Origin of the sequence: Microbispora catharanthi (genome assembly GCF_006334915.2) — a bacterium.
GTDB lineage: Bacteria > Actinomycetota > Actinomycetes > Streptosporangiales > Streptosporangiaceae > Microbispora > Microbispora catharanthi.
Genome location: NZ_VDMA02000006.1, coordinates 202,387 through 215,226, shown reverse-complemented (window position 1 = coordinate 215,226; position 12,840 = coordinate 202,387). Strand labels below are relative to the sequence as shown.

The window sequence follows — 12,840 nt, the reverse complement described above, 5'->3', positions numbered from 1 at the left end:
CGGTCCGGCCGGTCAGCGGGCGAGGATCTTGTCGAGGTCGTAGCTCACCGGACGTTCGAGCTGTTCGTAGGTGCAGGACGCCGGGGTGCGGTCCGGGCGCCAGCGGCGGAACTGGGCGGTGTGACGGAACCGGTCGCCCTCCATGTGGTCGTAGGCCACCTCGATCACCCGCTCCGGCCGCAGCGGGATGAACGACAGATCCTTCTTGGCGTTCCACCGCGACACGGCGCCGGGCAGGCGCTGGCCCTCGGCGCCACCCGCCGCGACCTCGGCCCAGTGTCCCCACGGATGCTCGCTCAGGTCCTCCACGCGGTAGGGCGCGAGCTCCTCGACGAGTTCCTCACGCCGCTTCATCGGGAACGACGCGGCGACGCCCACGTGGTGCAGGCGGCCGTCCGGCGAGTAGAGCCCGAGCAGCAGAGAGCCGACGACCGGCCCCGACTTGTGCTCGCGGTAGCCCGCCACCACGCAGTCGGCCGTCCGCTCGTGCTTGACCTTGAACATCACCCGCTTGTCCGGCGTGTACGGCTGGTCGCCCGGCTTGACCACGATGCCGTCCAGACCGGCGCCCTCGAACGCGTCGAACCACTCGGCGGCCCGGCTCTCGTCCTGGGTGACCGGCGTGAGCCGTACGGACCGGCCCGCGCCCGCCAGCACCTCCTCCAGCCGGGCCCTCCGCTCCGCGAACGGCGCCTCCATGAGGTCCTCCGTCCCGGTGGCGAGCAGGTCGAAGGCGACGAAGGACGCGGGTGTGTTCTCGGCCAGCAGCCGCACCCGGGACTGCGCGGGATGGATGCGCTGCTGCAACGCGTCGAAGTCGAGCGACTGTCCCCTGATCAGCACGATCTCGCCGTCCACGACGCACTTGGGCGGCAGCTCCCGCCTGACGGCCTCGACCAGCTCGGGGAAGTAGCGCGTGAAGGGCCGCTCGTTCCTGCTGCCCAGGAAGACCTCGTCGCCGTCGCGGAAGACGATACAGCGGAAGCCGTCCCACTTCGGCTCGTAGTAGAGCGTGCCGTCCTGCTTGGGCAGCCCCTTGACGGCCTTGGCGAGCATCGGCGCGACCGGCGGCACGACCGGCAGGTCCAGGTCGGGGATCTGCGGCTCAACCGGAAGCTTCATCCTGCGCCTCCCTGATGTATCGGCAGAAGAGGAAGCCGTCCTCTTCGAGCACCTGGGCGAGGGTCAGCGGCGTGCGCGATGCGACGCCGTCCAGTATGCGCGCCGCGTCGCCGCCGGCCAGCAGCGGGCTCACGGTCAGCGCCAACTCGTCGACGAGGCCGGCGGCGACCAGCTGCGCGTTCACCCGGGGGCCGCCCTCGCACAGGACGCGGCCGAGGCCTCGGTCGCGCAGCTCGCTCACGACCGTCGCGAGATCGACCCGCTCGTCGCCCGCGACGATCAGATCGGCCCTCGCGGCCGCCTCCTCGCGGCGGTCCTTCGGCGCCGACTCCGTCGTGATCACGATCGTCCGGGCGTACGGCTCCGCCTCGGTGAACAGCGAGCTGCCGAAGTCGAGGTCGAGGCGGCGGGTGACGACGGCGATGGGCGGCGCCGGGGGCCTGCCCTCCCGCAGGGCCCGCCACGACTCGCGCGGGCGGGCCGGGCGGTATCCCTCGGTGCGGACGGTGGCGGCTCCGGCCAGCACCACGTCGGCCAGGCCGCGCAGCAGTCCGAAGATCCGTTTGTCGGCCGGGCCGGACAGGCCCTCCGAGTGGCCCTCGACCCAGGCCGCGCCGTCGGCGCTGGCCACCATGTTGAGGCGCAACCAGTGGTCACGCGGGTAGGCGTAGGCGGCGGGGATGTCCGGCTCGTCCTCGACGTAGGGGTGGATGCGGCGCACGCTTCCTACAGTGGCACACCGCACCGACAACACCGCCGCGACGCCCCCGCGAGCCCCGTGCCGCCTTCTCCGCGCGACGCCGCGGCCCCACCACCGCACCGTTCTCTGCCGCCCCCGTTCTGTCTGCCGCCACCCCTCTCTGCCGCCACGGCCACGGCCGGTCCCTCTCATGGCCGACACGGCGCAAAATCCAGCACCCCGGCGGCTTCGCCGTTCTAATCTTTCCGCCCATCGGAACAGGCCACGGAATCCGGTGATATTCGGGGGGCGGATATATGCGCGGGCCGAGCAGGCGGGAGCTGCTGTCATCGGCGGTGTGGGGCACGGCGGCGATCGCGTTCGGGGTGCGCGGGACGGCGGCGCACGCGGACCCGGCCCGGCCACCGGCCCGCAGGCGGGTCGGCGACATGACCAAGGAGCAGTGGGAGGCGTTCGTCCGGGCGGTGCGCGCGCTGAAGGCACGGGGGACCTACGACGCGCTGGTCAAGACCTACACGGACGACTTCGCGGCCACCCACGCCAACGGCTTCTTCCTGCCGTGGCAGCGCAGATATCTCCTGCACTTCGAGCGGGAGCTCCAGCGCATCGATCCGGCCGTGTCCGTGCCGTACTGGGACTGGCCCCGCGACGGCCGGGCGCCGGAGCGCTCGGCGGTGCTGTCGAAGGCGTATTTCGGGGGAAACGGCAGCGCGAAGCACGATCAGGCCGTACTCGACGGCGCGTTCGCCGGGTGGACCGCCAAAGTCCCACGGGTTCATCCGCTCCGGCGTTCGTACGCCGACGGCGGGAAGATCCCCCCATGGGCCTCGCCCGATCTCATCGCGAACATGCTGAAAAATCCGGACTTCCAGGTGTTCAACATGCAGCTGGAAATCCACATCGGCGCGGTGCAGATGGGCATCGGAGGGGACCTGGCCCAGTCCGCCGCCCCGAACGACCCCCTGTACTGGGTCGTCGCCTGCCTCGGCGACCTGCTGTGGCACATGTGGCGCTCACGTCATCCCGAGGCTCCGGTCCGGTCGGCGTACGGGGACGTCACCGAGGAGAGCCGCCTGCCCCGATACGGCGACCCGGTCGCGAACGTCCTGGACGTCGAGAAGCTGGGCTACCGCTACGACGGCGTGTGGCCGCGTACGCGCTGACGCCGGGTACACCCCCCGGAATGCGCCTCACCGCGCGTACGGACCTGCCCGCAGGGGAACGGCAGATCAGGGGGCGCCATGGCGGTGCGGCCGGATCAGCGGGCGTTCGACGGCGCCGAGAGCCCGATCGAGCGGAAGCGGGTCGTGTACATCCATCGAGGCCGTGGCAGCCCACCCGCGCGGGATACCGGACGAGCTTGTGTGACGGGGGACAGGACACATGTGCCGCTGGCTGGCCTACTGCGGGGCGCCGATCGCTTTGGAGAAACTGCTCTACGAGCCGGAGCACTCGCTGATCGACCAGAGTCTCCACGCCAGGTACGGCAAGGAGACGGTGAACGGCGACGGGTTCGGCGTCGGCTACTACGGCGGTGACGGCGACGCGCCGCCCGCGGTGTTCAAGGACACCAAGCCCGCGTGGGGCGACCGCAACCTCCGCGAACTCGCCCGCCATGTCCGGTCGCCGCTGTTCATGGCGCACGTGCGCGCGTCTTCTGGAACGGCGATACAACAGACGAACTGCCATCCGTTCAGACACGGCCCATGGCTGTGGATGCACAACGGCGCGATCTCCGGGTTCGGCCGCGTCAAACGGGACCTCGTCATGGCCATCGCCCCGGATCTGTTCCCGGCGATCGAGGGGTCCACGGACTCGGAGGTCATGTTCTTCCTGGCGCTCACGTTCGGGCTGCCCGAGGACCCGCCGGGGGCGGTGGAGCGGATGGCCGGCCTCGTGGAGCGGACAGGGCGGAGACACGACGTGGAGCACCCGCTCCAGATGTCGCTGGCCACATCGAACGGCGAGCGGCTGTGGTCCTTCCGCTACTCCAGCGACCATCGTTCGCGGTCGCTCTTCCACAGCGGGAGCACCCAGGCTCTCCGGCATCTGCATCCGGAGGTCTTCGAGTCCGTGGAGCTCTCCGACGACGCTCGGGTCGTCGTGTCAGAACCCCTGCGCGACCTGCCCGGCCTGTGGCTGAAGGTTCCGGAGTCGACCTACACAGTGGTCGAACCCGGCGTCTTCGAGATGCATCCCTTCAGCCCGGCGGCACCTGGATGACAGAGGCGACGGAGAGGAGAGAACGGTGACCTCACAGGAAGGCAGGCAAGCCAGGCATCGGCCGGTATGGGTGAATCCGTTCATCGGGGCGGCCAACCCCGCCTCCGGAATCACGGCGGTTCCCTCCCGGCGGCGGCTGCCCGGGGGGCCCACGGCACCCGCCACCGTGTCCCGGCTCATTCGCGACGAGCTGATGCTGGACGGGAACCCTCGGCTCAACCTCGCCACGTTCGTGAGCACATGGATGGAGCCGGAGGCGCACGCGCTCATGGGCGACATCGCCGACAGGAACCTCGTCGACAGGGACGAGTATCCCGCGACGGCCGAGCTGGAGCAGCGCTGCATCCCGATGCTCCGCCACCTGTGGAACGCCCCCGACCCGGACGCCTCGCTCGGGACCTCCACCGTCGGGTCCAGCGAGGCGTGCATGCTCGGCGGGATGGCGCTCAAACGCCGCTGGTCGCAGCGCAACGCCGACCGCTACGCCGCCGGGGCGCGGCCCAACCTGGTCATGGGCGTCAACACCCAGGTGTGCTGGAAGAAGTTCTGCAACTACTGGGAAGTGGAGCCCCGCCTGGTCCCCATGGAGGGCGACCGGTTCCATTTGGGCGCCGAAGAGGCGGCCGAGCGGTGCGACGAGAACACCATCGGCGTCGTCGCCGTCCTGGGCTCCACGATGGACGGAAGCTACGAGCCGGTCGCCGACATCTGCGCGGCACTCGACGTGCTCGAGGAACGCACGGGGTGGTCCGTGCCCGTGCACGTGGACGCCGCGTCGGGCGGGATGATCGCCCCCTTCCTCGAACCGGACCTGGTGTGGGATTTCCGCCTTCCGCGTGTGGCCTCCATCAACGTCTCGGGTCACAAGTACGGGATGGTCTACCCGGGGCTCGGGTGGGTCCTGTGGCGGGACCGGGACGCGCTCCCCGGAGACCTGGTGGAGCACGTGGACTATCTCGGCGGAGACGTGGCGACGTTCACGCTCAACTTCTCCCGGTCCGGATCGCAGGTCGTCGCGCAGTACTACAACTTCCTGCGGCTCGGCTACGAGGGCTTCCGCGAGGTGCAGGGAGCCCTCCGGCAGGTGGCGACCCACCTCGCCGGGCAGATCGAGGGCCTCGGCTGCTTCCGGCTCCTCACCCGCGGCGACGAGTTGCCGGTGTTCGCCTTCACCACCGCCGACGACGTCACCCGGTTCAACGTCTACGACGTCTCCCGGCGGCTGCGGGAGTGGGGCTGGCTGGTGCCGGCGTACGCCTTCCCGCCCAACCGGGAGGACCTGCGTGTGCTGAGGGTGGTGTGCCGCAACGGGTTCTCGCTCGATCTGGCCGACCGCCTGGCGGACGACCTACGCGGCCTGCTGCCCTGGCTGCACCGGCAGTCCGCGCCCATGTTCGGCCCGGACGACGCCACGAGCTTCCACCACTGACACACCGCCCGCGCCAGGAGCGGCCCCGCTTCTCCCGAAATCGAGAGAGGCGGGGCCGCTCCGCGTCCCGATCGGTTCCCGGGATGCCCGGCGGCGTGACCGGAGCCGCGTGCCTCGCTCGTGGCGCGATGGACGCGGCCGCGCGTCAGGCCCTCGTGGTGGCGCGGGCCCTGCCGGTCGGCTGGGCGACGGTCTCCCTCTCCCGCTCCTGCCTCTCCTGCTGGCGAGCGGACCTGGAGAGGTCCTCCAGCTCGTGCGCGGTCTCCTCGAACTCCTGCGCGGCCTCCCGGCTCATCCTGCTCACGATCCTGCGGCCGCGGACGGCCATGTCCTCGTACACCTCGCCGGCCTTGGCGAGGGCGTACGGGCCGACGCCCGCGAGGGCGCAGAACGGCTTGGACATCGTGATCCTCTTGACCGGTGTCGTCACTTGGTCACTCTCCATACATATCGGTCTAGCGGCGGCTTCCAGCTGTTCCAGCCAGGGGAGAACGGCGCGGCGTCAGGAAGGCGGCGTGCCGAGGGCTTCCATCCCGGACCTGATGTTGTCGGCGGCCTGCGCCGGGCTGATGTCCGCAGCCCTGGAGGCCTTCCGCAGATCCGTCCAGGTGATGTGGTCGGGATTCCCGTGGTCGTCGTCAGGCTCGCCGCAGCCGCAGCTCAGGCACATCCGGATGTCTCCCCCCGCTCGGTCTTGTGCACAACGGCCCCGCCCTCCGCAGCGGTATGAGGGCGAGGCTCTTCGGGTGTTCCAGGTTCGTCCGTGCGCGGTCTTGCCCGGGGACGAGCGCCCGCTCCCCCGTCGGCGAGCGCTCGCCAGGACCATCCCCGCACCCGTCTCCAGGGACACCGGGCGGGAATGCAAGAGCCGATCAAGAGCAGAGACAGGCGGACAAAATCGTCACCCCGCCGGTCACGATCAGCTGGACGGCCTCGCCTTGCTGGGCTGGACGCGCCTCGGCTCGCCGGGCATCTTCGGGTAGTTCGGCGGGTACGGCATGTCGCCCCGGTCGTCGGCGTCGTACCACTCCAGCAGCGTGCCGATGTCGTGGGCCCGGTCGTCGATCGCCCGCTGCACGTCGCCCAGCTTGGCGAACCGCTCCGGCATCGTCGTGATGTCGAAGTCGCGCGGGTCGCAGTCGGCCAGTTCCTCCCAGGTCACGGGAGCGGAGACCCGGGCGTCCGGCCGGGCGCGGACCGAGTAGGCGGCCACCACCGTGCGGTCGCGGGCGTTCTGGTTGTAGTCGATGAAGACCTTCTCCCCCCGCTCCTCCTTCCACCAGGCGCTCGTCGCGAGGTCCGAGCGCCGCTCGACCTCGCGGGCGAGAGCGATCGCGGCGTACCGCACCTCGGTGAAGGTCCAGCGGGGCTCGATGCGCACGTTCACGTGGATGCCGCGACTGCCCGAGGTCTTGGGGAAGCCCGTCATGCCCAGCTCGTCGAGGATCTCCTTGACCGTGAAGGCCACCGTGCGGGCCTGCTCGAACGAGGTGCCGGGCTGCGGGTCGATGTCGATGCGAAGTTCGTCGGGATGGTCGAGGTCGGCGCGGCGGGCGTGCCACGGGTGGAAGTCGATCGTGCCGAGGTTGGCGCACCAGGCGATGGCCGCCACCTCGGTCGGGCAGAACGCGTCGGCCGTGCGCCCGCTCGGGAAGCGCACGGTGACGGTCTCGATCCAGTCGGGATGCCGGGGCATCCGCTTCTGGTAGATCGCCTCGGTGCCGACGCCGTCGGGGTGCCGCTTGAGGTAGGTCGGCCGCTCCCGCAGAGCGCGCAGCACGCCGTCCCCCACGCTCACGTAGTACTCCACCAGGTCGCGCTTGGTGGCGCCGATCTCCGGGAAGTAGACCTTGTCCGGATTGGTGACCTTGACGGTGCGGCCACCCACCTCTATCTCGATGTACGGCGAAGCCATGGAGGTGACCCTACCCGGATGAGGGGGTCCGTCCCGGGCTGCCGACGGCGGCCGGACCGGGCGCTCCCACGGCCGCGCCCTCGCGGCGCAGGCTCGTGGTCGCGTACGGCGCGCTCGCGTTCGGACGGCGCCGCACGCGACGGGACGGACCACGGCGGCCGCCCGCGGGCGGCCTCCTCTCACCGTCCGGCGGCGTCCAGCACGGGTCGGGTGCTTCGCCGCCCTGACGGCGGTGCGGGTGACCGCCCCCGCGCGGGTGACGGCGATCAACCCCCTCGTCAGTGAAGACGCCGGAAGACCCGGGAAAGGATGCCTCGGCCCGCGAACACGTGCGGGGAAGATCCCGGGCCTCCCCGGAGTTCCTCACTTCGTAACCCCCGCGAGGGGCCGCCGAAGGCAGGGTGGTGAGCATGGAGAAGGTCATCAAGAGCGACGCCGAATGGCGCGCGCAGCTTTCCCCCGAGGAGTACCGGGTCCTCCGGCAGGCAGGGACCGAGCGCCCGTTCAGCGGCGAGTACGTCGACACCAAGACCGTCGGCGTCTACTCCTGCCGCGCCTGCGGGGCGGAGCTGTTCCGGTCGGAGGCCAAGTTCGAGTCGCACTGCGGCTGGCCGTCGTTCTACGAGCCGTCCGAGTCGGACACCGTGACCCTGCACGAGGACGACTCGCTCGGCATGCGCCGGGTGGAGGTCCGCTGCGCCCGCTGCGACTCGCACCTCGGGCACGTGTTCCACGGCGAGGGCTACGCCACGCCGACCGACGACCGGTACTGCATCAACTCCGTCTGCCTGACCCTGCAGCCGGCCGGGTGAGGCCTACTTCGGCTTGGGGTAGGTGACCCGGCAGTCGTCGTCGCTCGGGCCGAGGACGTTGGCGAGGACGGGGTTGCCGTTCTCGCCGAACCTGGACTGGACGAACACCACGGGGTTCGCCTCCCCCCGCTCGGCCAGGTACTCCAGGCCGCGCTTGCACAGGGTGATCGCGGCCTTGGAGTTGTCGGCGTTCTCCGGGAGGTTCGTGTAGATGCGCAGGTAGCCGCCCTCGGTGCGGATGTCCTTGACCCGCTTGGCGGTCTTGTCCTTCCACCTGCTGCGGAAGTAGGCCTCCGCCTTGGTGTCGGTGTACTTCGACGGTCCCGACGCCTTCTCCTCGGCCGCCTTCTTGCCCCGCTTGGTGGTCGCCTTCTTCCCGGTGTCGACGCTGGCGACGGTCAGCTCGCCGGCCGGGGAAGCCTGCGGCGTGGGTGCGGCGACCACGTGCCCGGGCGCCGCGTCGGAACGCGACAGCGGCCAGGCGATCGCGACGGCTCCGACGGCGAAGGCGGCCACCCCCAGGGACACCTCGACGACGTGCGAACGGGCCCGCCTCTTGCGACGGCGCCCCCTGGAACGTGCCAGCCCGTTTGCCACTCTGCCTCACATAGACGTCGATCCTTCGTCACAGTATGGCAAAGACTTCGAGCCGCCAAGACCGTTTCCGACGCTTCGCGCAAGATCCGCCAGAATGTCCTTTCTGAACGGGTCCTGTCCTCCGCCGTTCACAGGGAGGGTGCGGGCCGGCCGTCATGTCCCAGCTCGTGTTCGGGCCGGCCTGCGTCCTGGTCGCGGCCGGCGGGGCGCTGGGCGGCGTCCACGGCCGGGCGCGGGGCACGCCGTCGCCGTCGCCCTCCCGGCGACGCTGCCGCTGACGATGGCGCCCGGCCAGGCCGGCCCCCTGGTGGAGGCCCTGACCTGGGCCGCCCTGGGGTGGTGGATCGCTAGGGCAGCGCGGCGACGAGCTCGCTGACCGGCTTGCGGGTGCCGGTGTAGAAGGGGATCTCGATCCTGGTGTGCCGCCTCGCCTCGGCTCCGCGCAGGTGGCGCATCAGGTCGACGATGCGGTGCAGCTCGTCGGCTTCGAAGGCCAGCATCCACTCGTAGTCGTTCAGCGCGAAGCAGGCGACCGTGTTGGACCGCACGTCGGGGTACTCGCGCGCCATCATGCCGTGCTCGGCGAGCATCCTGCGCCGCTCGGAGTCCTCCAGCAGGTACCACTCCAGGGACCGGACGAAGGGGTAGACGCAGACGAAGCCCCTGGGCTCCTCCTCGGCGAGGAAGGCCGGGATGTGGGACTTGTTGAACTCGGCGGGGCGGTGCAGGGCCATCGCCGACCAGACCGGCTCGCTGGCGCGCCCGAGGGCGGTGCGGCGGAAGCGGGTGTAGGTCTCCTGCAGGTCCTCGGGCGAGGAGGCGTGCCACCAGAACATGAAGTCGGCGTCGGCGCGGAAGCCGGCCACGTCGTAGCAGCCTCGGGTCGTCACGTCCTTGCCTGCCGCCTGCGCGAGCAGTTCCTCGACCTCGTCGGCCACGCCCTCGCGGGCGGCGGGAAGCTGGTCGCGCAGCCGGAAGACCGACCACATCGTGTAGCGGATGACCAGGTTGAGATCGCGCGCCTTGGGCCGCGGGGCAGGCTCCGTCATGCCTCCCATTCTGCCGGTAGGGGGTGGTGGTCCGGCCGCCGGGTGCCGCCGATCAGGCGCACCTGCGGCCGGGGCCCACGCGGCCGGTCAGGCTTCGGAGGGCGGTGCGCCGTGGGCGTCCCGCAGGTGCTCGAGGACGAGCTTGGCGGCGGTGCGGGCGGTCGCGACGCAGGCCGGGATGCCGACTCCCTCGTACGCGGCGCCGCAGACGGCGAGGCCGGGCTGCCCGGCGATCGCGGCGCGCACGCGGGCGATCCGGTCGAGGTGGCCCACGTCGTACTGCGGGAGCGCGCCGCCCCAGCGGGTCACCCGGGTGTCCAGCGGCAGGCCCCGCACACCCATGATCTCGGCCATCTCGTTCATCGCCAGGGCCGTCAGCTCGGCGTCGTCGCGCTGGAGCACGAGTTCCTCGCCCAGACGGCCGAGCGAGCACCGTACGATCATGACGTTGCGGTCGGCCTCGGCCAGATGGGGCCATTTGACACTACTGAACGTCGCGGCCTTGACCGGCCTGCCCTCGACCGGCGGCACGAGGTAGCCGCTGCCCTCCGGCGGCTCGGGGAAGGCCGTCCTGGGATAGGCGAGGGTGACGATCGCCATGCTGGCGTACTCGATCGCGGCCAGTTCCGCCGCCGCCTTCGGCACCTCGCGCCCGAGCAGGCGGGAGGCGGGCCGTGCGGGGACCGCCAGGACGACGGCGTCGGCGTCGATCACCTCCTCGTCCCTGGTGGGACCGGTGACCAGCCGCCAGCCGTCCGGCGTCCTGATCAGGTCGCGCACGGTGACGCCGGTGCGGATCTGCGCGCCCGACTCCTTGGCCACCGCGGCGGCCAGCGCGCCCAGGCCGTTCCTGAGCGTGGTGAAGACTGGCCCTGCGTCCGCGGGGGCCTCCGCGGTGATGCTCCTGGCCGCCTGCAGCAGCGACCGCTCGGTGCGGGCGACGGCGGCGATCCGCGGCATGGTCGCGTCCAGCGACAGCATGTCGGCCCGGCCCGCGTAGACGCCGCCGAGCAGCGGCTCGACCAGCCGGTCGACGACCTCGCTCCCCATCCGGGCCCGGATGTACGCCGCGACGGAGACGTCTCCGGTCACGAGCGTGGGCGGCAGGAACTGGTCGAGGGGCACGCGGGCGAGTCCGGCCGGCGACAGGACGCCCGAGCGCGCGAGGGCGACCACGTCCGAGGGGACGCCCATCACCTGCTGCCGGGGCAGCGGGCGCAGCGACCCGCGCGACAGGACGGAGGCCCTGGTCGTGCCGGGGTCCACCAGGTCGTCGCCGAGGCCGGCCAGCCGGGCCAGCTCCTTGCCCTCGGGCCGCCGCGCCAGCATCGACTCGGCGCCCGCGTCGACCTCCACCCCCGCCACCTGCGAGGCGTGCAGCTTGCCGCCGACCCTCGGCGCCGCCTCCAGCACGGTGACCCGCAGACCGGCGTCGGCCCGGTTCAGGTGCAGCGCCGCGGCCAGACCCGCGATGCCCCCGCCGACGACGACCACATGACGACCCGCAATCCCGTCCATGGGGCAAAGCTACCGGCCCGTACGCCCGGGTCCCGCACCGGCGCGAGGCGTGTCCGCCGCGAAGCGGGGAACCTCGCCGCCACCGAGAGAGCACGGATAGTCACGTATCGGAACAGTGGCCGACAAAGCCAACAGGAACGCAAGATTCTCAGAAACTTTTCACCTGCAGGGCAAAAAGTAAGGCTTCGCTGTAATAAAGTTGTTGTAGTCAGAGCAGAAGTAGAGTCACTTCTGGCACGCACCCGATTCCCGACCCGAAGAGCGGCGTGAAGCGAATGACGGCTCGCCCCGAGAACCCGCACCAGGCGCGGATCCTGCGCCTCCTGCGTCAGGACGGCGCGCGTTCACGCGCCGAACTCGGCGAGGTGGCCCGTCTGTCACCGTCGAAGCTCGCACTCGAACTCGACCGGCTGACCAAGCTGAACCTCCTCGAATCCGGCGGGCTCGCGGCCTCGCGGGGCGGCCGGCGGTCGGGCATCGTACGGATCGCCTCGCACCTGCGTTTCGTCGGCATCGACATCGGCGCCACATCCATCGACGTCGGGGTGACCAACGGCGAGCTGGAGGTGCTCGGCCATCTGTCGAAGCCCGCGGACGTGCGGGACGGCCCCGAGGCCGTGCTGGAGCAGGCCCTCGATCTCGTCGGCAAGCTGCGGACCGGCGAGACGACCGAGATCCACGGCGTGGGGATCGGCGTCCCCGGCCCGGTGAGCTTCCTCGACAGGACACCGGTCTCGCCCCCGATCATGCCGGGCTGGGACCGCTTCCCCGTGCGGGAGACGCTGAGCCGCGAGTTCGGCTGCCCGGTGCTCGTGGACAACGACGTGAACATCATGGCACTCGGCGAGCTGCACGCGGGCCTCGCCAGGGCCGTCGGCGACTTCCTGCTCGTGAAGATCGGCACCGGCGTCGGCTGCGGCATCGTCGTCGACGGCGAGATCTACCGCGGGGTCACCGGCAGCGCCGGTGACATCGGCCACATCCGGGTGTCCGACGACGGCCCGCTGTGCACGTGCGGCAACACGGGCTGCCTGGAGGCGTACTTCGGGGGCGCGGCGCTGGCCCGCGACGCCCAGGCCGCCGCGGAGGCGGGCGAGTCCCCCTTTCTCGCGGAACGGCTCGCGCACGAGGAAACGCTGACGGCGGAGGACGTCGCCGCGGCGGCGGCCTCGGGTGACGCCGCCGCCGTACGGATGATCCGCGAGGGCGGCCGGCACGTGGGCATGGTGCTGGCCTCGCTCGTGAGCTTCTTCAACCCCGGCCTGGTGATCATCGGAGGCGGGGTGGCCGGCCTGGGCCACGCGCTGCTCGCGGAGATCCGCAGCGTCGTCTACCAGCGCTCGCTGCCGCTGGCGACCGGCAACCTGCCCATCGTCTTGTCCGAGCTCGGCGACACGGCCGGGATCATCGGCGCGACCCGGCTGATCAGCGACCACGTCTTCTCCGTCGAGTGAGCACGCGGCCTCCCGGACGCG

Annotated in this window: 13 protein-coding genes; 6 read left to right on the top strand and 7 right to left on the bottom strand. The window is 71.2% G+C overall.

Annotated features, from left to right (window positions below):
- Nucleotides 1-12: 12 nt before the first annotated feature.
- On the bottom strand, nt 13-1,122 hold the full coding sequence (locus tag FH610_RS13590) for an ATP-dependent DNA ligase (protein ID WP_240808949.1): 1,110 nt from the start codon (nt 1,120-1,122) through the stop codon (nt 13-15).
- Nucleotides 1,106-1,843, bottom strand: a complete 738-nt coding sequence (locus tag FH610_RS13585; RefSeq protein WP_139574703.1) for a pyrimidine reductase family protein — start codon at nt 1,841-1,843, stop codon at nt 1,106-1,108. The genes FH610_RS13590 and FH610_RS13585 overlap by 17 nt, the downstream gene beginning before the upstream one ends.
- 275 nt (nt 1,844-2,118) lie before the next feature.
- On the opposite strand from FH610_RS13585, the gene FH610_RS13580 reads away from it, so the two are divergent.
- The 3 genes from FH610_RS13580 (at nt 2,119) to gad (ending at nt 5,474) form a co-directional block, all read left to right on the top strand.
- Nucleotides 2,119-2,985: a tyrosinase family protein gene (locus FH610_RS13580; protein ID WP_139574702.1), complete on the top strand. Its 867-nt coding sequence runs from the start codon at nt 2,119-2,121 to the stop codon at nt 2,983-2,985.
- A gap of 220 nt (nt 2,986-3,205) precedes the next feature.
- Nucleotides 3,206-4,045 carry a class II glutamine amidotransferase gene (locus FH610_RS13575; protein WP_139574701.1) on the top strand — a complete coding sequence of 280 codons (840 nt, stop codon included), beginning with the start codon at nt 3,206-3,208 and terminating at the stop codon, nt 4,043-4,045.
- Nucleotides 4,046-4,070: 25 nt separating this feature from the next.
- Complete coding sequence (gad, locus tag FH610_RS13570) at nt 4,071-5,474, top strand: glutamate decarboxylase (protein ID WP_139574700.1); 1,404 nt, start codon at nt 4,071-4,073, stop codon at nt 5,472-5,474.
- Between the two features lie 145 nt (nt 5,475-5,619).
- Here gad and FH610_RS13565 read toward each other — a convergent pair whose 3' ends face one another.
- A complete protein-coding gene (locus tag FH610_RS13565) occupies nt 5,620-5,904 on the bottom strand; it encodes a hypothetical protein (protein ID WP_139574699.1) in 285 nt (94 codons plus the stop codon).
- A 489-nt stretch (nt 5,905-6,393) separates the two neighbouring features.
- Complete coding sequence (gene ligD, locus FH610_RS13560; RefSeq protein ID WP_139574698.1) at nt 6,394-7,389, bottom strand: non-homologous end-joining DNA ligase; 996 nt, start codon at nt 7,387-7,389, stop codon at nt 6,394-6,396.
- Between the two features lie 410 nt (nt 7,390-7,799).
- Between ligD and msrB the strand changes: the two genes are divergently transcribed.
- Nucleotides 7,800-8,201 carry a peptide-methionine (R)-S-oxide reductase MsrB gene (gene msrB / locus FH610_RS13555; RefSeq protein WP_139574697.1) on the top strand — a complete coding sequence of 134 codons (402 nt, stop codon included), beginning with the start codon at nt 7,800-7,802 and terminating at the stop codon, nt 8,199-8,201.
- A gap of 3 nt (nt 8,202-8,204) precedes the next feature.
- On the opposite strand, the gene FH610_RS13550 is transcribed toward msrB, so the two are convergent.
- Nucleotides 8,205-8,798 carry a hypothetical protein gene (locus FH610_RS13550; protein ID WP_139574696.1) on the bottom strand — a complete coding sequence of 198 codons (594 nt, stop codon included), beginning with the start codon at nt 8,796-8,798 and terminating at the stop codon, nt 8,205-8,207.
- 155 nt (nt 8,799-8,953) lie between these two features.
- Here FH610_RS13550 and FH610_RS45180 point away from each other — a divergent pair, with 155 nt between their 5' ends.
- A complete protein-coding gene (locus FH610_RS45180; RefSeq protein WP_276607663.1) occupies nt 8,954-9,076 on the top strand; it encodes a hypothetical protein in 123 nt (40 codons plus the stop codon).
- A 69-nt stretch (nt 9,077-9,145) separates the two neighbouring features.
- Here FH610_RS45180 and hemQ read toward each other — a convergent pair whose 3' ends face one another.
- On the bottom strand, nt 9,146-9,856 hold the full coding sequence (gene hemQ / locus FH610_RS13545) for a hydrogen peroxide-dependent heme synthase (protein ID WP_167538716.1): 711 nt from the start codon (nt 9,854-9,856) through the stop codon (nt 9,146-9,148).
- A 78-nt stretch (nt 9,857-9,934) separates the two neighbouring features.
- On the bottom strand, nt 9,935-11,365 hold the full coding sequence (gene hemG / locus FH610_RS13540) for a protoporphyrinogen oxidase (RefSeq protein ID WP_139574694.1): 1,431 nt from the start codon (nt 11,363-11,365) through the stop codon (nt 9,935-9,937).
- A 275-nt stretch (nt 11,366-11,640) separates the two neighbouring features.
- Here hemG and FH610_RS13535 point away from each other — a divergent pair, with 275 nt between their 5' ends.
- Nucleotides 11,641-12,819: an ROK family transcriptional regulator gene (locus FH610_RS13535; RefSeq protein ID WP_139574954.1), complete on the top strand. Its 1,179-nt coding sequence runs from the start codon at nt 11,641-11,643 to the stop codon at nt 12,817-12,819.
- The last annotated feature ends 21 nt before the right edge of the window (nt 12,820-12,840 follow it).

Bases quoted from the DNA above. Each gene is read 5' to 3' on its own strand.
- FH610_RS13575 (WP_139574701.1), top strand. From the start codon at position 3,206: ATGTGCCGCTGGCTGGCCTACTGCGGGGCGCCGATCGCTTTGGAGAAA.
- FH610_RS13580 (WP_139574702.1), top strand. From the start codon at position 2,119: ATGCGCGGGCCGAGCAGGCGGGAGCTGCTGTCATCGGCGGTGTGGGGC.
- FH610_RS13590 (WP_240808949.1), bottom strand. From the start codon at position 1,122: ATGAAGCTTCCGGTTGAGCCGCAGATCCCCGACCTGGACCTGCCGGTC.
- msrB (WP_139574697.1), top strand. From the start codon at position 7,800: ATGGAGAAGGTCATCAAGAGCGACGCCGAATGGCGCGCGCAGCTTTCC.
- hemG (WP_139574694.1), bottom strand. From the start codon at position 11,365: ATGGACGGGATTGCGGGTCGTCATGTGGTCGTCGTCGGCGGGGGCATC.
- ligD (WP_139574698.1), bottom strand. From the start codon at position 7,389: ATGGCTTCGCCGTACATCGAGATAGAGGTGGGTGGCCGCACCGTCAAG.
- FH610_RS45180 (WP_276607663.1), top strand. From the start codon at position 8,954: ATGTCCCAGCTCGTGTTCGGGCCGGCCTGCGTCCTGGTCGCGGCCGGC.
- hemQ (WP_167538716.1), bottom strand. From the start codon at position 9,856: ATGGGAGGCATGACGGAGCCTGCCCCGCGGCCCAAGGCGCGCGATCTC.
- FH610_RS13535 (WP_139574954.1), top strand. From the start codon at position 11,641: ATGACGGCTCGCCCCGAGAACCCGCACCAGGCGCGGATCCTGCGCCTC.